Origin of the sequence: Acinetobacter sp. NEB 394 (genome assembly GCF_013374795.1) — a bacterium.
In the GTDB taxonomy this organism is placed as follows: Bacteria; Pseudomonadota; Gammaproteobacteria; order Pseudomonadales; family Moraxellaceae; genus Acinetobacter; species Acinetobacter johnsonii.
The window spans coordinates 95,202-117,715 of sequence record NZ_CP055277.1; the positions used below are offsets into that span (position 1 = coordinate 95,202).

21 protein-coding genes are annotated in these 22,514 nt (G+C 44.2%); 10 read left to right on the forward strand and 11 right to left on the reverse strand.

Annotated features, from left to right (window positions below; genetic code table 11):
* Positions 1-22: 22 nt before the first annotated feature.
* Both parE and HUK62_RS00440 read right to left on the reverse strand, forming a co-directional pair.
* Positions 23-1,903 carry a DNA topoisomerase IV subunit B gene (parE, locus tag HUK62_RS00435; RefSeq protein WP_087011927.1) on the reverse strand — a complete coding sequence of 627 codons (1,881 nt, stop codon included), beginning with the start codon at positions 1,901-1,903 and terminating at the stop codon, positions 23-25.
* 14 nt (positions 1,904-1,917) lie between these two features.
* Positions 1,918-2,493, reverse strand: a complete 576-nt coding sequence (locus HUK62_RS00440; protein WP_176536795.1) for a YqiA/YcfP family alpha/beta fold hydrolase — start codon at positions 2,491-2,493, stop codon at positions 1,918-1,920.
* Between the two features lie 240 nt (positions 2,494-2,733).
* Between HUK62_RS00440 and HUK62_RS00445 the strand changes: the two genes are divergently transcribed.
* Positions 2,734-4,065, forward strand: coding sequence for a hypothetical protein (locus HUK62_RS00445; protein ID WP_176536796.1), 1,332 nt, complete (start codon positions 2,734-2,736; stop codon positions 4,063-4,065).
* 56 nt (positions 4,066-4,121) lie between these two features.
* Here HUK62_RS00445 and HUK62_RS00450 read toward each other — a convergent pair whose 3' ends face one another.
* Complete coding sequence (locus HUK62_RS00450) at positions 4,122-4,637, reverse strand: disulfide bond formation protein B (RefSeq protein ID WP_058870537.1); 516 nt, start codon at positions 4,635-4,637, stop codon at positions 4,122-4,124.
* A 19-nt stretch (positions 4,638-4,656) separates the two neighbouring features.
* Positions 4,657-6,234, reverse strand: a complete 1,578-nt coding sequence (gene gshA / locus HUK62_RS00455) for a glutamate--cysteine ligase (protein WP_176536797.1) — start codon at positions 6,232-6,234, stop codon at positions 4,657-4,659.
* 225 nt (positions 6,235-6,459) lie between these two features.
* Between gshA and HUK62_RS00460 the strand changes: the two genes are divergently transcribed.
* The 5 genes from HUK62_RS00460 to HUK62_RS00480 all read left to right on the forward strand — a co-directional run bounded on the left by HUK62_RS00460 (position 6,460) and on the right by HUK62_RS00480 (position 11,692).
* Entirely contained in the window at positions 6,460-6,999 is a 540-nt protein-coding gene (locus HUK62_RS00460; RefSeq protein ID WP_176536798.1) for a DUF924 family protein, read from the forward strand.
* Positions 7,000-7,037: 38 nt separating this feature from the next.
* The gene (locus tag HUK62_RS00465; protein ID WP_058870540.1) at positions 7,038-7,607 is read left to right on the forward strand and encodes a hypothetical protein; all 570 of its coding nucleotides are present in this window, start codon (positions 7,038-7,040) and stop codon (positions 7,605-7,607) included.
* A gap of 16 nt (positions 7,608-7,623) precedes the next feature.
* Positions 7,624-8,931, forward strand: coding sequence for a DUF445 domain-containing protein (locus tag HUK62_RS00470; protein ID WP_176536799.1), 1,308 nt, complete (start codon positions 7,624-7,626; stop codon positions 8,929-8,931).
* 112 nt (positions 8,932-9,043) lie between these two features.
* The gene (locus HUK62_RS00475; RefSeq protein ID WP_176536800.1) at positions 9,044-10,201 is read left to right on the forward strand and encodes a methionine aminotransferase; all 1,158 of its coding nucleotides are present in this window, start codon (positions 9,044-9,046) and stop codon (positions 10,199-10,201) included.
* Between the two features lie 123 nt (positions 10,202-10,324).
* On the forward strand, positions 10,325-11,692 hold the full coding sequence (locus HUK62_RS00480) for an MATE family efflux transporter (RefSeq protein WP_176536801.1): 1,368 nt from the start codon (positions 10,325-10,327) through the stop codon (positions 11,690-11,692).
* A gap of 108 nt (positions 11,693-11,800) precedes the next feature.
* Here HUK62_RS00480 and HUK62_RS00485 read toward each other — a convergent pair whose 3' ends face one another.
* The gene (locus HUK62_RS00485) at positions 11,801-12,640 is read right to left on the reverse strand and encodes an SDR family NAD(P)-dependent oxidoreductase (RefSeq protein WP_176536802.1); all 840 of its coding nucleotides are present in this window, start codon (positions 12,638-12,640) and stop codon (positions 11,801-11,803) included.
* Positions 12,641-12,843: 203 nt separating this feature from the next.
* On the opposite strand from HUK62_RS00485, the gene HUK62_RS00490 reads away from it, so the two are divergent.
* The 3 genes from HUK62_RS00490 (at position 12,844) to phoR (ending at position 15,835) form a co-directional block, all read left to right on the forward strand.
* Entirely contained in the window at positions 12,844-13,542 is a 699-nt protein-coding gene (locus HUK62_RS00490; protein ID WP_176536803.1) for a TetR family transcriptional regulator, read from the forward strand.
* A gap of 214 nt (positions 13,543-13,756) precedes the next feature.
* Positions 13,757-14,467 carry a phosphate regulon transcriptional regulator PhoB gene (gene phoB, locus HUK62_RS00495; protein WP_004691794.1) on the forward strand — a complete coding sequence of 237 codons (711 nt, stop codon included), beginning with the start codon at positions 13,757-13,759 and terminating at the stop codon, positions 14,465-14,467.
* Positions 14,468-14,476: 9 nt separating this feature from the next.
* A complete protein-coding gene (gene phoR / locus HUK62_RS00500) occupies positions 14,477-15,835 on the forward strand; it encodes a phosphate regulon sensor histidine kinase PhoR (RefSeq protein ID WP_004691795.1) in 1,359 nt (452 codons plus the stop codon).
* A gap of 95 nt (positions 15,836-15,930) precedes the next feature.
* Here phoR and asd read toward each other — a convergent pair whose 3' ends face one another.
* The 3 genes from asd to pncB form a co-directional block, all read right to left on the reverse strand.
* Positions 15,931-16,782, reverse strand: coding sequence for an archaetidylserine decarboxylase (gene asd, locus HUK62_RS00505; protein ID WP_176536804.1), 852 nt, complete (start codon positions 16,780-16,782; stop codon positions 15,931-15,933).
* Positions 16,779-17,627: a sulfurtransferase gene (locus tag HUK62_RS00510; RefSeq protein ID WP_176536805.1), complete on the reverse strand. Its 849-nt coding sequence runs from the start codon at positions 17,625-17,627 to the stop codon at positions 16,779-16,781. Before HUK62_RS00510 ends, asd begins: the two co-directional genes overlap by 4 nt.
* Positions 17,628-17,789: 162 nt before the next feature.
* Entirely contained in the window at positions 17,790-19,001 is a 1,212-nt protein-coding gene (gene pncB / locus HUK62_RS00515) for a nicotinate phosphoribosyltransferase (RefSeq protein ID WP_176536806.1), read from the reverse strand.
* Between the two features lie 301 nt (positions 19,002-19,302).
* Between pncB and dtd the strand changes: the two genes are divergently transcribed.
* Positions 19,303-19,743, forward strand: a complete 441-nt coding sequence (gene dtd / locus HUK62_RS00520; RefSeq protein WP_058951495.1) for a D-aminoacyl-tRNA deacylase — start codon at positions 19,303-19,305, stop codon at positions 19,741-19,743.
* Positions 19,744-19,848: 105 nt separating this feature from the next.
* Here the strand turns inward: dtd and HUK62_RS00525 are convergent, their stop codons facing one another.
* The 3 genes from HUK62_RS00525 to serB all read right to left on the reverse strand — a co-directional run bounded on the left by HUK62_RS00525 (position 19,849) and on the right by serB (position 22,446).
* Positions 19,849-20,328 carry an SCP2 sterol-binding domain-containing protein gene (locus HUK62_RS00525; protein ID WP_004691804.1) on the reverse strand — a complete coding sequence of 160 codons (480 nt, stop codon included), beginning with the start codon at positions 20,326-20,328 and terminating at the stop codon, positions 19,849-19,851.
* A 150-nt stretch (positions 20,329-20,478) separates the two neighbouring features.
* On the reverse strand, positions 20,479-20,814 hold the full coding sequence (aciT, locus tag HUK62_RS00530; RefSeq protein ID WP_004691806.1) for a ciprofloxacin tolerance protein AciT: 336 nt from the start codon (positions 20,812-20,814) through the stop codon (positions 20,479-20,481).
* Positions 20,815-21,225: 411 nt separating this feature from the next.
* On the reverse strand, positions 21,226-22,446 hold the full coding sequence (gene serB, locus HUK62_RS00535) for a phosphoserine phosphatase SerB (protein WP_176536807.1): 1,221 nt from the start codon (positions 22,444-22,446) through the stop codon (positions 21,226-21,228).
* Positions 22,447-22,514 lie beyond the last annotated feature (68 nt).

Consider the following 22,514-nt stretch of genomic DNA (forward strand, 5'->3'; position numbering starts at 1 on the left):
AAACTTATCCTACAACCTACACTTAAACCACCAGTTCGGCCAAATTACCTTTCTGTTCTAACCATTCTTTTCGGTCACTGGAGCGTTTTTTGGCTAGTAATTTGTCCAACAAACCTGCAGTAAAATGACTGTCATCCAAATCTAACTGCACCAAACGGCGTGTGTTTGGATCCAGCGTGGTTTCACGCAGTTGGCTTGCGTTCATTTCACCCAAACCTTTAAATCGAGTAATTTGCGGGTTCTTGGTTTTGCATTTTTTTAACATGCTTTCAAGCTCATCATCGTCCAAGGCATAGTGCACATCTTTTGCATCATCAATTCGATACAGCGGTGGCATCGCCACATAGAGATGCCCTTCTTCAACCAAGATCGGAAAATGTTTCACAAACAAAGCACACAGCAGCGTCGCAATATGTAGACCATCTGAGTCAGCATCGGCCAAAATACAGATCTTGCCATAACGTAATTCTGATAAATCATCCGACCCCGGATCGACCCCGATTGCAATGGCAATGTTATGCACTTCTTGCGAAGCCAAGACTTCATCGGAAGAGACTTCCCACGTATTTAAGATTTTTCCACGAATAGGCATGATGGCTTGGAAGTTTTTATCACGCGCCTGCTTGGCTGAACCACCCGCAGAATCCCCTTCCACAATGAACAGTTCAGACTCTTCTAAGGTATGCCCAACGCAGTCTGACAGTTTTCCAGGTAAAGTCGGCCCTGCCACAATTTTCTTACGTTCAACTTTTTTCGCAGCTTTCAGACGACGACCTGCTTTCGAGATCGCCATTTCTGCCAACTGCATGGCAATATCGGAGTTTTGGTTCAACCACAGTGCAAAAGCATCTTTAGCAATGTTCTGGACAATACCCGACGCTTCACGGCTAGATAAACGCTCTTTGGTTTGGCCTGAAAACTGTGGCTCTTGGAACTTCAACGACAAAATATAGTTCACACCATCCCAGACGTCTTCAGCTGACAGCTTCATATTGCGTGGCAGCAAGTTACGCAGTTCACAAAACTCACGCATTGCATCGGTCACACCTGAGCGTAGGCCGTTCACATGGGTTCCGCCTTGCGCCGTTGGAATCAAGTTCACATAGCTTTCTTGTACCAATTCGCCGCCATCGACATTCCAACAAATGGCAAATTCGGCACTGGCACGCTCAGCATCTCCTGTTGCCACAAAGGCTGGATGAGGCAGAATCTCACGATCCTCAATTTCATCCATCAAATAATCGACGAGGCCATTTTCAAACTGCCAAACGATTTTTTCGTCATTGATTTGGTCGACATAATTGATTTGTAAACCTGCCGCCAAAACAGCTTTGGCTTTTAAGTTGTGCTTCAGCGCTTTCAGGGCAAATTTCGGTGAATCAAAATATTTGGCTTCAGGCCAAAAGTGAACGGTGGTCCCTGTGGCACGCTTCGGAGCTTTGCCTTCTAATACCACCAAGGGCGCAGTCGGTTCACCCTGCTCAAACGCCATTTGGTAAAGGTTGCCTTGACGCTGAACTTCTACTTCGACTCGGCTAGATAAGGCATTTACCACGGAAATGCCTACGCCATGCAAACCGCCTGAGAACTGGTAGTTGTCGGTACTGAATTTACCACCTGCATGCAGTTTGGTCAGGATGATTTCGATCCCGCTTTGACCATATTCGGGGTGAATATCGACAGGCATACCGCGACCATTGTCTTCGACTGAGAGCGAACCATCTTTATAAACGGTGACGGTAATTTTGTTGGCATGGCCAGCCAGTGCCTCATCGACTGCATTATCAATAACCTCTTGCGCCAAATGGTTTGGGCGTGTGGTATCGGTATACATGCCGGGACGACGACGTACCGGATCTAAACCAGATAATACTTCAAGCGATTGAGCCGTATATTGAGACACGTTGTACTGTTTCCTTATTTTAAGCAGTCCGATAAAAACTGTAATGCCATCGGTATTTTGTCTGCGAAATCTTCCATCGCATGATTGCCTTGCGTTTCCAAGATCACGAGCGCAGCGCCATTATAATAGCGCTGTGCTTCACGATAATCCAAAACTTCATCGCCTTGTTGCAATAACACTAAAATTTTGTCTGCATCTTGCACAAATGGCAGCTCAATCTGCTCTAAATAATCTAATTGCGCATCATCGAGCGTCCAATCTTCATTGACTCTATAGGGCAGTTGAGTCGCACCAAATAGATTTCGGAACAAATGCCATGGTTGCATAGCTGGATTGATCAGCACAGCCGGCACTGCCAACTTCGCGACCAGTTGTGTCGCATAAAACCCACCTAAACTACTGCCTACCAGCACCACCTGATCCAACTCCTGAATCAAGGCGGCCAATTTTTCTAAGGCCAAATGTGGCGGCATGTTCAAGTCTGGCAAATGCACATGCCACTGTGGACGAGATTCGCAATAGCGTTTCAGCAATTGACCTTTAATCGATAAAGAACTGCTTTGAAAGCCATGTAAATAAATAATATTCATGCTGTACATTTACTCTTCTACATCATTTTTATTAAACTCAAAAGAGATGGCATCAGCCGACTGTATTATTTTGTATGGATATAAAAATTGTCAGACAAAAAAATAAGGTCATCTGTGTATTCATCGCTATTGTAAAAGTTGTTCGAGATGAATTAGATAAGCTAGAGTGCTAAGAATTTATACCGTGATCGTTGAAAAAAATAAAGTCCCTTTGGACACAGAAACACAAGGGTAGAAAAAATGCCAAGTTTAACGCCTCTGCACGAGACCTATTGTAAATGGGATCGTACTCCTCCCAGCCAAGCCGACCTGCTTGAAGGGATTGCTCAGTTGGTGACAACCCGCTTAGGCGATGTCGTCCACGATTTAATTCAGGCCATTCAGCGTGAAATTTTAATCAGTATATTTGGGATGAATGAAACCAGTTCCAAGAAGTTTCTGTCGACACGGTCAATTGAAAAAATTTACCAGTTTTCCTTCAATACCTTGCAAAACTACGGTAGCTATTTATTGGCGCCAAGTTTGCGTCATATCATTGAAAAATTTCCAAATTTGCATCGCAAACCCTTAACCCCAACCATGCATTATTTAGTTGGGGCGCTGAATGGTGTTTTGGGCGACTATTTACTGAAATATCACAACCCTGTGGCACTACCGATGGTGCTATATGATCATTATGGCGCTGTCCAACAAGGTGAGTTATCTGGCCGCGTTGTGATTATGGTTCATGGTCTATGCATGAACCATTTGTACTGGAGCACGGCGCGTTATGGCGGTATAGGGGAAAAACTGCTGACGCAACGTGCACAAAACACCATGCTATATCTCAACTACAACACGGGTCGTCGTATTTCAGCCAATGGGCGTAGCTTTGCCAACTCACTACAAGATTTACTCAACCGTAACCCACGGATTAGCTCGATTGATCTGATTGGGCACAGTATGGGCGGACTGGTTTCGCGCAGTGCGCTGTTCTACGGCAAACAAAATATGCAAAGTTGGATTCATGTGGTGGAAAACATGGTCTGTATTGGTTCTCCGCATCATGGTGCGGCTTTAGAACGTTTTGGCTTTCATTTGCAGGACAAATTGGGACGTTTCCCTTTTGTCAAAATTATTGGGCATATCATCAACATTCGCAGCAACGGTATTTTAGACTTACGTCATGGCAGTGTGCGGGATGATGACTGGGAACATAATGAAGCGCGTATTGGTCATGTTGATGACAATCGTAAGCCAGCTCCATTGCCCTCCCATATCAATACCTTCTTGGTGGCAGGCACCATTGAGTTTGAACATCGCAAATATCGTGCGCTCAATGTGATTGGGGATTATTTGGTCAGTGTGAAAAGTGCCTTAGGCGAGCATATGAATCCACGCTTTCAACTGAAAGTCCCCGATTCACATAAAGCCATTTTCTATGGCTTAAACCATTTTGAGCTACACACCCATGCCAGTGTTGCCGAACAAATCGTCAATTGGTTCTATCCAAATCCAACTGAAACGGAATATGGTCAAGTGCATGAATATATGATCGGGTTGGATGACTTAGAGGGCATTGCGCTCACCTAGGCCCCCTCATTCACCTCATAAAAAAGCCAACATCACGTTGGCTTTTTTTATCTTTATTATTTTTTCTTCGCGTGGCTTGGATATTTACGCAACAGTTGCCACAGGCTAATCAACGCCAGTGCCACAAAAAACACCAAAGACCACACAGGTAAAGACTGACCCAAGAAAGTCCAATCTACCAGTGCACATTCACCTGAACCTGTTAAAACTTGCTCAAACACAGCACGCAGCGGCAACGTGTCTAACCAATAATCCAAGCCTGGGCCACAGCTCGGCACTTGATCAGGTGGTAAGCTCTGTAACCAAACGTGACGTGCTGCCACACCTGCGGACCATAAGATCGAGAGGCTGCCTAAAAATGCATAAAAGCGTTTAAAACCATTCGATGCAGGGTTATGCAAAAAAGCAATCAGCGAAATAATCCCCAGTCCAATCAGTCCCACACGTTGGAACACACAGAGTGGACATGGGTTTAACTGTAGCGGGCCATGCTCTAAATACAAGGCAAAGGCCATTCCGATGATACTGGCTAAAACCAAAACACCACTCACGAAGCGATAACTCCATTGCATGGTCAATCCTCTTAATTTTTTATCTAAATTGTGCAAGGTACTGTTCAAAACTCAGTTGACTGTCTTGCTCTAATTGCTGTTGTTGTTGCAGTGATTGCGTGGCTAAATCGTCAAAATAAGCCCATGTCTCTGCACTCAACTGATGACGCTCATAACTCGATGCATGTTGTGCGGCCATTTGGCTACCAAAGCCCCATGTCCCACCCGCTTCCAGAGTATCTTCGATCATCTGCGCCGACAAAGTATCATCAACTTCAGCGACTCTCTGTTGCATGACTGTCATCGCTTTGCTATAGAGTGTGGTGCCATAGCACTGATCTAACAACACAACCAGTTCTTGCATCGCCTCTAAATGAGACTGACTCCATGCTTCAATTGGAAACGATTGCTCACCCACAGCAATTGCAGCATTCGGTGCGCGACCGCGATTGACCACTTCCGCTTGGTTTTTCTCGATTTGATCTTGCTCTGCGGCCAATAAATCTGGGCTATCCAGCAGTAAGCAATACAGCGCCAGCACCTCTAAGAAACCTGCGGTATCTTCATTGATCCCAATTGGGCTATACGGATTCACATCCACCGCACGTAGTTCCACATAACCGACACCACGATTGCTCAGCGCTTGTGATGGTGTTTCCCCTGCTTGCGGCACTTGCTTTGGCCGCACCAAACTGTAGTACTCATTTTCAATTTGCAGGACATGATCATTAATTTGAATCGGCTCGCCCTGCGCATCATTGAGGCCTAAGCGACTAAACGGCGCATAAGCCGTTTTGACTGCCTTTTGTAGGCCTTCGAGATAACCATCGATATTGTTGTAATGAATACCGAGCTGCTTTTGTGCTGAGTTTTGATAACCAAAACGTCCCATTCGCAAAGCAGTCGCATACGGTAAATACAAGGTCCCGCGCAGCAATGGCAACAGATGATGTTCACGCCCTGTCATAAAACACTGGCAGACCGATGGACTTGCTCCGACCAAAAACATGACCAACGGCGTAAGGCGAATAAAGTTGCGGATCAATCCAAAATAGCGGTGACTACGATAGTCTTGTGCAGATAAGGCTTTTAGTGCCTCATCTGTTTCATGTTGTTGTAATTGTTCAAACAGTTGATCTGGAAAAGATAAGTTATAGTGTAAACCTGAAATGGTTTGCATACGACGACCATAACGTACCCCTAAACCATGACGGTATAAGGTCTTGAACTTCCCGATATTTGAGCTGCCATATTGGGCTAAGCGAATTTTATCGTCATTGTCATCCAACATACATGGCATCGACAGCGGCCAGAGCTTTTCACCATGTTCCAAATGACGATGCGCCACACTATGAATGTCTTTTAAATAATGCAGCGCCTCGGTAATGCTGGGCTGGGGCGGTGTAATAAATTCTAATAAAGCTTCCGAATAATCCGTCGTAATATGCGGATGGGTCAGCGCAGAACCCAAAGCTTGAGGGTGGTCGGCTTGTGATAAAAAGCCATCACTTTGCATACGCAGACTTTCACGCTCAATCCCGCGTAACATCCCTTGCAAAAGTGATGAATTGACCCAAGTCGGTAACACAGCTGTAGATTTAGATGCGGGTTGACCCATTACAATCTCACTTTTTGGAAGAAACAATTACAACGACGAATAAAATAAAATCATCAGTTTATATCAGTATAACGTGATTTTAATTCGGCACATTACACCCAGTCCTATTTTCAAGTAAACCATCTGTTCTATTTTTTCGGAAAATATTTATCACAAAGTTACGCTATTAGACATGTCAAAAGTGTGATTGTATTGAAGAATAAATGCTAAAGAATTGTAAACTTTATGAATTATCAAGAAATTTTAGATTTTTGGTTCGATCCCAAAAACCAAAACTGGTGGTTTAGCCAAAATGATGCGTTCGATAAACTCATCGAAGAAAAATTTAAGACAATTCATCAACAAGCGGCGCATGCTGAGCTATGGTCTTGGCGCAGTAGTGCTGAAGGGCGTTTGGCTGAAATTATTGTGCTCGACCAACTGTCGAGAAACCTGTATCGCAACAGTTCTTTGGCCTTTGCTCAAGACGCCTTGGCCTTGGCTTTGGCGCAAGAAGCCATCACGCTACAACTGGATGCAGCGCTGCCACCCATACAACGCAGTTTTTTATATATGCCCTTTATGCATAGTGAATCGAAACTTATTCATCAATATGCTTTAAAATTGTTCGAAGACTTAGGCAATCCGATTAACCTCGATTTTGAACAGCGTCACAAAGAGATTATCGATCGTTTTGGACGCTATCCGCATCGGAACCAAGTCCTTGGCCGCAACTCAAGCCAAGAAGAACTGGATTTTTTGACTCAGCCCAACAGCCATTTTTAACTGTTCGGCTTCTCCCTCTGTGCTAAGGAGTCTATCTCATGAAGAAAATTTTAATCGCCTGTGCACTGGCGACGGGTCTGAGTTTAGTAGGCTGTGCCTCTACCCCCTCAAAGCCCTTAACCTTCGACCAGTTAGGTCGGTTTACTAATACGCCTTTAAACACTTCGACTTATCGCATCAGCTTCCAAGCGCGTCCAAATATGAGCTATGGCACGGCTGAAGAAATTACCTTGGTCAAAGCCGCGCAAACTACGGTGCAAAATGGTTATCGCTTCTTTAAAGTGCTGAATGACCCGAGCAACCAAAACCAACCACCAAGGCAGGCCGTGGTGTATTCAAACCCAATGCCTTATTATCCATATGGTTATTATTCTCGCCATCCAGCCTTTTGGCCTGACCCGTTCTACGATGTACCACGTGTAGTCGACATTGACCCCGTACAAGTGTCATACAGCATTCAATGCTTTAAAGACCAAAAATCGGCACCAAGCGATGCCTTTGATGCCACGCTGATTTTAAAATCGCTGGGTGGAAAATATGGTTTGAGTCCAACTGGTGAAGTGCTCCCACCGCCTGAACCCAGCAGTCCAGCGTCGACCAGCAAATAAAGCATAGAGCCTGCCTATGAATGAGCCTCAAGCCGTCCCATCGAGTCTGAAACGCAGCAAACGTTTTGCCACCATTGCCCTAATCACGGCAGTGGTGACATGGCTGCTGCTGATGGTCGTTGCCAAGTTTGTCCCCACAGACAAGGTTTGGATCATTCATATTTTAATGTTATCCGCAGAAGCAGGTGTGGTCGGCGGCTTGGCTGACTGGTATGCCATTACTGTGCTGTTCCGTAATCCCTTTGGGAAAATGCCAATTCCAAAGTTTTTACGCGATCACACCGAAATTATTCCCCGTAACAAAGACCGTATTGCAGAGTCTATGGGCCGCTTTGTACAAGAGAATTTTCTTTCTCCACAAGTGGTGGAAAAAAGCCTGCAAAGTACCGACCTGTCTTTGGCGGTTGGCCAATGGCTCGCCAACCCACAAAACAATCTGCAAGTCACTCAAGTTATTCAACAAACGGTGCCTAAAGTCTTTGAGTTTGTGGGCCAAGAACAAATCGGACGCTTTATTCAAAGTAACAGCGTGCAGTGGGTGCGTAACACTCAGGTCAATCATTTGGCCAGTGAAATGCTGCGTGCAGTGCTAGAAAATGATTTCCATCAAGATGTATTACAACGCGGACTCGACTTGGCGCATGACTGGATGACCCAACACCCTGAACAAAGTCGTGAGTTGACCCAAACCTTGTTCAAAGAACTCGGGGTCTGGAAACTGGCCAAAGGAGCCAGTTGGATTGGCATCGATGTGCAGCAAAGAACCATCGACTCTCTCATTCAACGAGTCGAGTCGATGTTGGCCGATCCTGAGCATCCGTGGCGTCAAAAGATTGAAGCGATAGGGCACGCGCTCATGCTCGAACTGGCAGACACAGACAGTAAAGCCAGCCAGCGTTTAAACCAAACCAAAGATGCCCTGCTAGATAGCCCACAAGTGCTGAATTTTATTAGCGGTGCAGTGGTCATTTTATGTGATGCCATTAAACAAGACCTACAAAAACCAGACTCTGGCATTGCTCACAACATCCGTGTATCCATTCAACAAATCGGGGAAAACATCATCTCCAATCAAGCCGTCAGAGACTTGCTCAATCAACGCCTCAGGGGCATTGCGGTCAATCTCAGTGACCAATACAGTGAAAAAGTCATTCGTTTTATCAGTGAACGTATTCACGAATGGGACTCCAGTGTGATGATTGACAAGATCGAAAATGAAGTCGGTGGCGACTTGCATATGATTCGGGTCAATGGTGTGGTAGTCGGTGCATTTATTGGCTTAGCACTGGGGATTATTCGCGCGGCAGTTGAACAGCTCTTATAAAAGCAATCCACAAAAATGCATGCTTCACCCCTGCCCTACATGCAAAATTTGCATAAGTAAAAGGGGATGAATATGCTATTTTGGGCTGATATTTAGACACTTTTAAGCATTCATGATTCAGTTGCCTTCATCTAAACTGCCTGCACAAGGCGTCACTATTTTCAGCACCATGACTGCCATGGCACAGCGCTTAAATGCCCTAAATCTATCCCAAGGTTTTCCAGACTTCGAAGCTCCTGCTGAACTGCTGGATGCTTTAGCACAGGCCACTCAAAGTGGTTTCAATCAGTATGCTCCAGGCGATGGGGTCTGGTTATTACGCGAGCAACTGGCGCAGCAATTTGCGCAGCGCGATCAGATTCAGCTCGACCCGATGACTGAAATTACCATCACCCCAGGTGCAACGATTGGCCTTTTTGCCACCATTCAAGCCGTAGTCCATGCGGATGATGAAGTTATCATTTTCGACCCCAGTTATGACAGCTATGCGCCAAGTGTGGCTTTGGTTGGGGGCAAAGCCATTCATATTGCGCTCCAGCCCCCTCATTTTTCGGTCGATTGGGAGCAGGTCAAATCAGCCATCACGGCCAAAACCAAACTGATCATTATCAACACACCACATAACCCGAGTGGTGCCATTTGGAGCAAGCAAGATTGGCTCACCCTGATTGAACTGATTCGCGACAGCAATATTTTAGTCCTGTCTGATGAAGTCTATGAGCATCTGATATTTGATGGTCAACGTCACTATTCGGCGCTGTCTTTTCCTGAACTGCGTGAGCGCAGTGTAGTGGTGGGTTCCTTTGGTAAAACTTTTCATGTGACCGGTTGGAAAACCGGCTACTGCGTTGCTACACCTGCGCTGATGCAACTGTTCCGACAGATCTATCAGTTTGCCAACTTCTGCGGAGTCACCCCTGTACAACTGGCTTTGGCCAATTATATGCAGCAACATCCTGAGCATATTCAAAACTTAGCGAGCTTTTATCAAGCAAAACGCGATCGTTTTATTGAGGGTTTAACTGGTTCACGCTTTCAATGGCTTCCTTCGCAAGGCACTTACTTTCAAAATGTCGACTACAGCCACATTCGTCCCGATTTAAACGATGTTGAATTTTGCCGCTTTCTGGCAGAGCAGCATGGCATTGTTGGCATTCCTGTTTCGGTGTTTTATCAGCAGGTGCCAGAAGCACTACGCATGATTCGTTTTTGCTTTGCCAAGACCGATCAAACCTTGGCTCAGGCAGCTGAAATTTTGCAAAGCGTATAAATTTTTTTCAGCTTTGCTTATGCACAAGACAGGCTTCGCTTACTGAAATACATCGGCTTTTCAGCGCCGAACTATGCTAGGGTAAGCCTTAGAAATGTAATAAAAATAACCTCAGGATGACCTATGTCAGCACACACCCCATTGGTGCAACAACAAAAGCTATGGAAAGCCTTTTTTATTTTCCTGATGCCTTTGATTGCCACCAATATTCTGCAAAATCTGTCGGGTACAATTAATACCATCTTTGTCGGACAGATGATGGGTGTGCAGGCGATTGCAGCGGTTGCGGTGTTCTTCCCCATCCTATTTTGCTTAATGGCCTTCGTAATTGGACTATCTGCGGGTTCTACCGTCTTGGTTGGTCAAGCATGGGGCGCACAGAATATTGAAAAAGTCCGTGCGGTGGTCGGCTCCACTATTTTTATGACCCTCATTGGTGGCAGCTTTATTGCATTTTTAGGGGTGATTTTTGCGCGACCAATTTTATCGGCTTTAGGTATCGATGAAGATGTTATGCATCTCTCGCTACCTTATGTGCAATGGATGTTGGCAGGTAGCCCTTTACTGTTTGTATATATTATTTATACCTCAATTTTACGCGGTGTCGGAGACAGCACGACACCACTGATTGCCTCTGGCATGACCATCTTAATTGGATTCTGTGTCACACCCGTTCTGATTGCGGGTTATTTCGGCTTTCCAAAACTGGGGATTGTTGCGCCTGCTATTGCGACCATTTTAGGCTTTGTTTCCGTGCTGACCTTTTTGTATTTCTATTTGAACTATAAACAGCACCCACTCAGACTCGATGCACAACTGCTACGTCATATTCGCTTTGACCGCCAGCTGAGTAAAATCATTCTGCGCTTAGGGGTTCCAACAGGCATTCAAATGATCACCACCTCGGTTGCGGGTCTTGTGATTGTGGGCCTAGTCAACCGCCATGGGGCCGATGCGACCGCAGCCTATGGTGCGGTCAATCAGGTTCTGAATTATATTCAATTCCCCGCCCTGTCGATTGCCATTGCTGCATCGATTTTTGGTGCACAAGCCATTGGCGCAGGCAAGTCTGAGTTGTTGGCCAAAGTCACACGTACCGCGCTCGGCATGAACATCATCATTACAGGTTCCTTGGTGGTCTTGGCCTATCTTTTCTCCAAATACCTCATGGCACTCTTTATCACTGACCATGCAGTAGTTGAGCTAGGGCAACAGCTGTTGTTCATTGTGCTGTGGTCCATTTTATTCTTTGGTGCCAGTGCCATTTTTGCCTCCATTATGCGGGCCAGCGGTACAGTCACCATGCCCATGATCATCAATATCATTGCGATTATTGCGATTGAAGTGCCCTGTGCCTACTTATTTAGTGAATGGTGGGGACTACAAGGGATTTGGTATGCTTATGCGCTGGCTTTTGTCAGCTTATGCATCATGCAAGGACTGTACTATCAATTGGTCTGGAAGAAAAAGACTATTGAAACGCTCATTTAAAGCTAAACGGATATTTGATAGAACACATTTTTGATCATGACAATCTTTAAAATTAAGCATAAAAACCCGACTTATCTTAGGCCAAGTCGGGTTTTTATACTGAAAATATTAAGATTTTCTCTGGCTTAATTTGGTCGCAAAGGCTGTCACTTTTTGATAGCCCGTCGGTAAAATACGCTGGATCAAATCTAGCGTTTTCGCATCATTACCAATCAATAAACGACGCTTGTCTTTTTGTACCGCCTCTAAAATTTGACGTGCCGCTTCTTCGGGCGGACAGCGTAATAATTTATTAAAGGTCTGCGCAGACTTCTCAGGTTTCATCCCGATGCTACGCAAGCTGTCATTCACTTTGGCAGCATTGGCAATATTGGTTCGAATCCCACCCGGATGCACACACAACGCGCTCACACCAGAGTTTTCCATATCTAACTCTTGGCGTAATGACTCGGTAAAGCCACGCACCGCAAATTTAGTAGCATTGTAAGCAGATTGAGTCGGTTGAGCGGTCAGACCAAATAAACTGGAAATATTGATGATATGCCCATCGCCTGTTTTCTTAATATAAGGCAGAAACTCTTTGGTGCCATAGACCACACCCCAGAAATTAATCCCCACTATCCATTCCAGCTCTTCATAGGATGCACCTTCTACGGTTGAACCCAAAGCAACGCCGGCATTATTAAAAATCATATTCACAGAACCATGATTTTGTACGGTTTCTTCAGCCCACGCTTGCATCGCTAAACGGTCTGAGACGTCTAATTTTTTCATGGTAACACGTACATTGCTGCCTTGTAGCAGTTCCACCGTTTTCGCCAAACCTTGCTCATTGACATCACTCAATGACACATGACAGCCCGCCTTGGCCAATAAAAGTGCCAATTGTTGGCCAATACCCGATCCTGCACCTGTAATTGCCGCGACTTTATTTTTAAAATTCTTCATGAGATTGTGGTTGTCCTTTATCTTTGTACATCGACTGTAGATGCTTTTTTTATAATTGACAATATCAATTGTCATAAATTTAATAGCCAAAAGTGTCAAGTCCATGAAAACCAGCTAGAGATTAAAGCCTACGCATAGGTAGAGTCGTGGTTTATTGCTAAACTATGCAAAACCTTGGCTTTCAAATAGGGCGATGAAATCTGATGACGGCATCTGAACCAGTACAACAAAACAGCGATAATAATAAAACCAAAGAAAGACAATTCAAGGGCTTATCGCTTTCTGAACGTAAACAGCTGCGTCGTGAAAAACTGATTGAAGCAGGAATTGAAGCCTACGGCACTCACGGCTTTTTTGCCGTGACGGTGAAAGATATTTGTAATGAAGCCAAACTTACTGAACGTTATTTTTATGAGTCGTTTAAAAAAAGTGAGCAACTATTTCAAACCATTTTTTTAAAGCTGATTGATGAGTTACAGCACAATGTCATGCAAGCCATCATGCAAGCCTCTTCAGATCCATACAAAATGATTGATGCTGGACTGCGTGCCCTGCTCACCACCCTAAAAGACAATCCCCGCATGGCGCGTATTATTTATATCGATGCGATGTTGGTGCAAGAATTACATAACCAAGCCACCATTCATGAAACCATGACCCGTTTTGACCGAATGATTCAAGCCTTTGTGATGCTAATGATGCCGCAAATTAACCGGTCCGAACGAGAAATTTCGCTGGTCGCCACAGGCCTCAATGGCTATGTTACGCAAATTGCGATCCGTTGGGTGGTCAGTGGGTTTAAACAATCCTTTGAAGAAGTTTTAACCTCCAGCCGTATTGTGTTTATTTCACTCCTAGAAACCTTTTCAGACCCGAATGCACGGGAAAAATTGGATGTCTAAGACTTTTCATTTGGATGCAATCGGCATTTCCGAATGCAATTTAGATTAAACTTCCATTAATTTTGAATCCCAATATGACGATTTTTTGTCACATTTTTTTGCAAATTTCATCAATCGTCTGTTTTTTGCAATGATACTGTCATAATTAATCTTTGTAATAAGCCTGTCATAAAATTAAAACGGCCTGCCGTTACCTACAATAGGATATTGCGTTGTGAAAGATGACTACATTTTAATCGTCGATGATGAACTTCCCATTCGAGAAATGATTCACACCTCGTTGGATATGGCAGGCTTTCAATGCTTACAAGCAGAAGATGCAAAACAAGCCCACCAAATGATTGTGGATCAGCGCCCTGCTTTGATCTTGCTCGACTGGATGATGCCTGGTGGCGTCAGTGGCGTAGACTTATGTCGCCGTCTCAAGCGCGATGAAAATCTCTCTGAAATTCCAGTCATTATGCTCACGGCACGTGGCGAAGAAGACCATAAAGTACAAGGTCTGGACGCTGGTGCAGATGACTACATGACTAAACCGTTTTCGACCCGCGAATTGGTTTCACGTATTAAAGCGGTTTTACGCCGCGCTAACGCGCTCAGTGGTGAAAAATCGATTGATGCCAATGGCTTAATCTTAGACCCTGTCAGCCAACGGGTCAGCTTTGGCAATAATTTCCTCGACATGGGACCAACCGAGTATCGTTTACTGGCCTTCTTCATGACTCATCCTGAGCGTGCCTACACCCGTGCACAACTTCTTGACCAAGTCTGGGGTGGAAACGTGTATATTGAAGACCGTACCATCGACGTGCATATTCGCCGTTTACGTAAAGTGCTTGAGCCTTATGCGGCAGATCGCTTTGTGCAAACAGTTCGCGGTACAGGCTATCGATTCTCTACACGTGCGGATATCGCCCTAGGTTAATTTTGTTTTATGTATGAACCCTACCCGGTCCCTGAACTTGCGCGCGAGCATAAAAAAACGCGATACAGCAGTTTATGGGGCTTTGCCAAACAGGACTTACGTCTCCTTGCCTTTTTCTTGCTGATTGCAAGCTTGATTGGCTTTGGCGTCGGTTATTTTTGGACGTGTATTTCCTTTGCTTTTGCCGTTTTTTTTATTCTGCAAATGCGCTCTTTGTATTTAGTCAATGACTGGATTTCCAATCGTCCCTACGAAGTTCCACCCAATCTGGGGGGCATTTGGGGGGCATTATTGTTTAATGTCTATCGGGCACAGCGCCAAGAACGGATTGTACAAGCGGAAATGGTCGGGTTGATTGATCGGGCACAGTCATCATTGGTCGCTTTGCAAGAAGCCGTGGTGCTGATCGATGACATGCAACAAATTGAATGGTGGAACCCTGCCGCAGAACGGTTATTAGGCATCGAACAAAATGACCGTGGCCGTAATATTTTGACTTTATTACGCCAACCGAGTTTTGTGGATTATTACAATAATATTGATGCGGCACCAGATGGCTTAAAAATGAAGTCATCCAGTTTTGATGAACATTATGTTCAAGTCAAAATGACCCGATTTGGGGGTGAAAGTCGCTTACTGGTCGCCTATGACGTGACCCGCATGCACAATCTCGAACAAATGCGTAAAGACTTTGTCGATAACATTTCACATGAACTACGTACACCACTCACAGTACTCAGTGGTTATATTGAAACCTTTACCGACCAAGAAGACCTCAACCCACGTTGGAAGCGGGCCTTTGATCAAATGCAGGCACAGGCTAAACGCATGAATGCCTTGGTGAATGATTTGCTATTACTGTCACGCCTAGAAAATGACAAGCAAATTGCTAAAAATCAAATCATTGATATGCCGAGCTTAATGAACCAACTTTATGACGATGCTCATGCCTATAATATTGATTATGGGCATACGCTCAATCTCGACATCGACAGTCATTGCGACTTAATCGGTTCAGATATGGAGTTGGCCAGCGCTTTTAGTAACCTAATTACCAATGCCATCAAATACACGCCGAAAGGCGGAACGGTGACCATGGGTTGGCATGACAATGGTGAACAGGCTTATTTTACCGTGGAAGATACTGGTATAGGCATTGATCCTAAGCACTTACCTCGTTTAACCGAACGCTTCTATCGTGTTGACAGCGCGCGCAGTCGACAAACGGGTGGCACAGGCTTAGGACTAGCAATTGTGAAGCACGTATTAATGCAGCACCAAGCACATTTAGAAATTGAATCCAAAGAAAATCAAGGCTCTATTTTTAAAGTGATTTTTCCCAAAGAACGCACCTACAATCCTGAATAAACCTTTATTCAGAAACATAAAAAAGCACCGATATCGGTGCTTTTTTTGTCTCTCAACGTCCCTTTAACAAGGACGGTGACCGAGAGCTGAAACGATTAAACCGTATGTCCCATCGCTTTACCCATCACCACAGTCGAGTTGGCTTTAAAGGCTGCATCCCACGTCATTTTGTCTTTTTCAAACAGTACCACAGCGGTTGAGCCTAGGTAGAAACGACCGAGTTCAGCACCTTTGTCCAAGAACAAGTCATGCTGATTTAGCTCTAAACGGCCAGTAGGCTTCACTTTTCCTGTCGCAACCGTTTCAATCCCAGCCACAATCATGGCGCCAACGAGGACCACGGCCATACGGCCGATTTCCGTATCAAATAAACAAACCATCCGTTCATTGCGGGCAAATAGGCCTGGAATGTTTTCAGCAGTGGTTTGATTGACCGAGAACAATTCACCCGGCACATATAAGGTTTCCGTCAATGTGCCTGCAAATGGCATATGCACACGGTGATAATCTTTAGGCGATAAATACACCGTTGCAAACTGACCATTTTTAAACGGTTCAGCCAACTGCGGATCTGCAATTAAATTATCAACGGTGAATTTTTGTCCTTTGGCTTGGAAAATATCACCTTCCACAATTGGACCCAACTGTGAAATCGCACCATCCGCAGGTGACACAATACTGGTCGCATCGGTATCAATATCACGTACACCCTCTTTTAATGCACGGGTAAAGAATTCATTAAAGGACTTAAACTTCAGTGCATTGCTCTGCTCAGCAATCGACATATCAATGCCGTACTGTGCTTTAAACGCAGTGATGACCGCATTTTTCACAATCGGATTTTCGCTGGCTGCAACTCTGCCCACGACACGTGATAACTGATGTTGGGGTACAACACGTTGAGCTTGAATGAAAATTTGTTTTTTTAAGCGTGATGTGAGGCTCAAGACGGCATCTCTCCGGTAATGATAGGACTGTCGAGGCGGTTGCCCCATTCACTCCACGCACCGTCATACGCCTGAATATTCCAACCCAATAAACGACCTAAAATATAAGCCAGTCCTGAACGGTGATGTGACTGACAGTACACCACCACAGGTTCATTTAAGTTAAAACCCAATTGTTCTAAGCGTTGCTGCGTGCGTTCTAAAGGGTGCAATCTTAAATGATTTTCACGGTTAAGGGCAGTACTCCATTCAAAATGTAGTGCATTTGGAATGTGACCGCCGCGTCGCGCTGCAAGGCGCAGGCCGGTATATTCGTCTTCTGTGCGGCAGTCCCAGAGTTGGACTTGGCTGCTTTGAACTTTCTCTAATAACTCAGCATATTCAATTCGATACTGCTGTATTTTGGCTTGATCGACCTGTACTAAAGCACTGACAGGTTCAAACTGCTCCACTTCGGAAGTGGTTGGAAGTCCTACTGCAAGCCATGCATGAATTCCACCATTCAGCAGACTGGTATTTTCAAAACCTAAGCAGTGTAAATTCCAAATCAAACGCCCCGCCCAAGCACCACCTTCATCATCATAGACCACGACATGATGCTCGGGTGAAATATTCAAATAACGAATCAGCTCTTGTAAACCTTCTACATCAGGAAGTAGGCCGGTGGCTTGTTCATCTTGGCGCACCAAAAATTTTGGCTTTAAATGTAAAGCATGTGGAATATGCAATTGGTCATAGACTGAAGCTCGACTTAAATCGACGATGCGTAATTTGTCATTACCTAAATGCGGAAGCAACTGCTCTGCGTCTATCAACAAGCCAAAATCAAAGGCAGAATGTGTCATATTATTTCGTATATTTTCAGATCATGCTTTGATCTTAGCACAACTCATTTTTACAATTATTCTGATTTTTTGCATTCTTTTAGCAGAATTAGAGATATCACTATTCACCAGTTTTTTAATGCGCAATGCCAGAACGGATTCTGGCATGGTATATATTCTGAATTAATTGGTTTCTGCTTCAGCAATCTCAAAAACCTGACGTAAATACGCTAAAAAGGTGTCGTTATCCGTCATCGTTTTACCCGGACTGTCCGAGATTTTCGCAACCGACTGGCCATTACACTCGACCAGTTTAAGCACAATATTTAATGGCGTTTGTCCCATATCATTGGTCAAATTGGTGCCAATCCCGAAGCTGACTTGGAAACGGTCTTTGAAATAGTTGTGCAGATCCCACGCTTTGTCTAAATTTAGTCCATCACTAAAGGTCAGCATTTTGGTTTTACTGTCAATTTTCAACTTTTTATAGTGGGCATAGGCCTTATCACCCCATTCATACGGGTCGCCACTGTCATGACGCAAACCATCGAATAGCTTGGCAAAGTACAAATCAAAATCACGTAGGAATGCGTCCATCCCCACCACATCCGTCAAGGCAATACCTAAATCACCACGGTACTCTTGTACCCAGGTTTCCAGTGCTGATTTTTGGAAATTACGTAAACGTACATCCAGCGCTTGGAATGCTTGTAGAAATTCATGCGCCATGGTCCCAATCGGGGTAAGACCCAATTGCTTTGCAATTAAGACATTACTGGTACCACGGAAAATATGTGGTGCAGCTTGATTAAACACCTCAATCACATGTTTTTGCCACGCCAAACTATAACGTCGCCGCGTACCAAAATCAGAAACTAAAAATGGGGGATCATTTGGCGTTTGCGATGTTTCATAGTGTTTTAATAAAGCCACTTTGGCCTGTAAGCGACGTTCGCCCTCAGCCATGACCTCTTCGCTTCGAATACGGCGGAAATACAGCTCATTGACGATAGCAAGCACAAAGATTTCAAACATCATGGCTTGAACCATCGGCCCTTCAATTCGAATGTCTAAACGACCTTGGTGATCGATACTGGCCACAATAAAACGGCGTTTGAGCTGAAACAGCTCTAAATAATCGACAAAATCACTTTTGATAAAACGCAAACCACGCAGGTACTGCAGCTCATCGTCTTGAAAACGTAATTGGCAGAGCGAATCTAATTGGTGATTTAAATCATCAAGAATGTCGACCAAAGGATAAACAGTGTCATCCAAATTGCGACAACGGAACTGGTACACACTATGCGCTTGGGGAAACTTATGCAGAACCACCTGTAGCATCGTAAATTTGTACAGATCAGTATCTAATAAGGATTGGATGATGGCAGACATATCATTTTCGATTTTTAGCAACTTATTGCATTAAAGCACATTTTTTTAAACTGCATAGCCATGTTTTGGTAATTCAGTCTTGCTATTCGACCAATTACTCAGTACATCTCTCTTTTCTCTATATTCAGAATTCAAGTGTTGATGTCTTTGTTGCTATCGCGCTTGGCTTATGCTCTTTTCCTCAAACATTGCTGTAAATATCAACGCAACGACCTTGTTTTTTCAATCGATATCTCTCCTGTGCTGCACTTGGTTTGCTACAATTTCAGTCTGCACAATCAAATGGTAGATAAAATCAGTCATGCGGGCCTTATTACAACGCGTTCTCGAAGCCAAAGTGGTGGTCGATGGTGAAACCACAGGCGAAATTCAACACGGTATCTTGGTTTTCTTAGGCCTTGGGAAAGAAGACACTTTAGATAAAGGCAAAAAACTGATCGATAAAATTTTAAAGTATCGTTTTTTTGACGACGAACAAGGCAAAATGGGCTGGAATGTCAGCCAAGCTGGTGGTGGAATTCTTCTGGTTTCGCAGTTCACCTTGATGGCGCAAACCCAAAAAGGCTTACGTCCTGACTTTGGACCAGCCATGCCACCGAATGATGCCGAGGCCTTATACGAACAACTGGTTGAATATACCAAGACTCAGTTTGAGCATGTGCAAACCGGTATTTTTGCTGCTGATATGAAAGTACATTTGGTCAATGATGGGCCCGTAACTTTCAATTTAGAAATCGAATAAAAACACCATGCATAAAAAAGCCCTCGATAGAGGGCTTTTTCGATTTCATCACTCTCAATCTGCCTTTTATAAAGGAGACGGAATCGAGACGTTTAAAAAATCTTTTTACTTACCTGTTTTTTCTTTCAAAAATGCGCGAGCGGCTTTAATTTTTGCTTTCACAGGCTTTGGTAACTTTGGTGGAACCAATTTTGCAACTTGGTTAAACCAAACCAAGAGACCAAAATCACCTTCCATTTTAATGCTACCGTTTTGCATGCCCGTCATAAATGCGGTTGGGTCGCCTTTGATTAAAGTTTTCACACCCTGCTCACTGTCCGCAAACTGTAAAATAAAATCGGCTTTTTCAGCATCACCTGAAACGGTATCAATCTGGCCATTGTTCACAATAATTTGGCGTGCCATACCCAAATCCGTACCAATTTGAATACGGAACTGACGTTCATGAACTAATTCAATAAATTTTGGACTGGTACGCGCCAGCTGTTTCATACGAAGTGCCAAACCAGTAACCATTAAATCCAGCGGATCCGTGCTGACATCAACCAATGGAAGTTTAACCACAGGAATTGAAGATAGTTTCATGACATGAAAGCCTATTGTAATTGTTGATAAATTGACTGTTTTCAATGCTACCACAAGTTGCCATTTTTACCGCTAGGCTTTGTATAACAATCATGTAAGAACGTAAAAAAGATGCTCTAGGCATCTTCTTTTACGGTATGAGGTTATGACTTAGCGGCTAGAACACTGCTGTTGGTCATCTTCATATACAGGTGTATGTTCAATACAACGGCGCTGCGCCAGTGCACGTTCTGCGCGACGGTCTTCACGTAGAAGCAACATCGTCACAATAAGCATCGCTGAAGTTAAAGCAGTTAAGTAGCTATAAGTGATCGGCATTTCAAACACTGCTTGCACACCTAGGCGAATGACTTCCAAGATTCCCCAAAACACCATACCCGCCACCATAAAACTCAACCAGCGACGATAAGGCGAAAAGAAAACAGCAATTAACGCAGCGGCGACTAAACTTAAGCCAACGATGGTTGCTAAATTCGCTGTTACCATAAAAACCTCCGTCTAAGATAAATTCAGGCGACTGATACACTGTGCTGAACTCATCCCCTATACCGTTTAAAATTAATGGATTGTGTAGCTTTCAAACTCTATGCATGCATTATGAGCAGTTTTGAAAAGAAAAAAAGGCTTGTATTTTTAGAATGCGACATACCTTGTCGCCATATTATATTGTCATTACATTTTTTTAGATTTGAACTTTTCCAAAACAAAGACGCGCTCAGTCTTGGCGTGTCATTACAAAATAAAACCCGTATTTTCAGCGCTTAAAAATATTTTTTTCGATTCTGTTGATCGTTGTTTTTATCAACATTTTTCACTGACCACTCATCGCTTTTTGCTTAAATTTGCAACAAAAAAACGCAGCTCAAAGGCTGCGTTTCTGATAACACCAAGATGCTTTTAGGCACGATTCAAATCTTTATCATGCACGCCCAATAAATACAGAACACCATCTAAACCAACACTTGAAATAGCTTGATTAGCGTTTTGTCTTACCAAAGGTTTCGCTCGGAATGCGACCCCTAAACCCGCAATCGACAGCATCGGTAAATCGTTTGCACCATCGCCTACAGCAATCGCTTGTTCAAGCGAAATCCCCATCTTTTCAGCTAATTCACGCAGCAATAATGCTTTACGTGCACCATCGACAATGTGGCCTTTCACGTCACCTGTCACTACGCCATTTTCAACATCTAGGATATTGGCATGCACTTCATCAATGCCCAATTTCGCTTGTAAATACTCAGCAAAGTACTGGAACCCACCCGACAAAATAGCCGTGCGGTAGCCCAACGCTTTTAAAGTCGAAATTAAGCGTTCAGCACCTTCTGTAACGGTCAGACGTTCTGCAATTTTAGGTAGGACAGAAGCGTCCATCCCTTTGAGTAGTGCGACACGTGCACGGAAGCTTTGTTGAAAATCTAGCTCACCCAGCATTGCACGTTCCGTAATTTCAGCGACTTGTGCGCCGACACCCGCTTCAATCGCCAACTCATCAATCACTTCTTGCTCGATTAAAGTCGAGTCCATGTCAAAACACACCAAACGGCGGTTACGACGGTAGGCATTATCTTCTTGTACCGCCACATCCACATTCAGTTCATGTGACAAACGCAAGCAAGCTGCACGCATGGCTGCGGCATCCAGCATTTGACCACTTAAACCAAATTGAACACAGGCGCGTTTCGGCCCATCGACTTCGCCATTTAAGACTGGACGACCTGACAAACGGGTCACAGTTTCGATGTTGAAACCTTGGTTAGACACAATATTTGTAACTGCTTGTAAGTGAGATGCCTCAAGCTCTGGCGCCAAAGCCGTGACGATATAACGCGTCCGCCCACCTTCGCTCACCCACTGGTCATATTCAGTTGTAGTGATTGGTTTAAAACGTACAGTTAAACCAATATCATGTGCTAAAATTAGAATTTCCTTCATCGCCAAAGCTGTTGCGGTTTGGTCGTCTGAAGAAATAACAATACCTAAGGTCAATTGGTTATGAATAACTGCTTGTCCAACATCTAAAATTTGTAATGAATGAGTGGACAAAACCTGCATTAATCGAGTGAACTGATTCGGCTGGTCTGGTCCTAAAAATGAAATAAGAATGATTTCTCGCATGAATTGACTCGGGTCTGAGCTACGACTATTGTTAGAATCATAATCGAAATTGAATATATTTTCTTTGG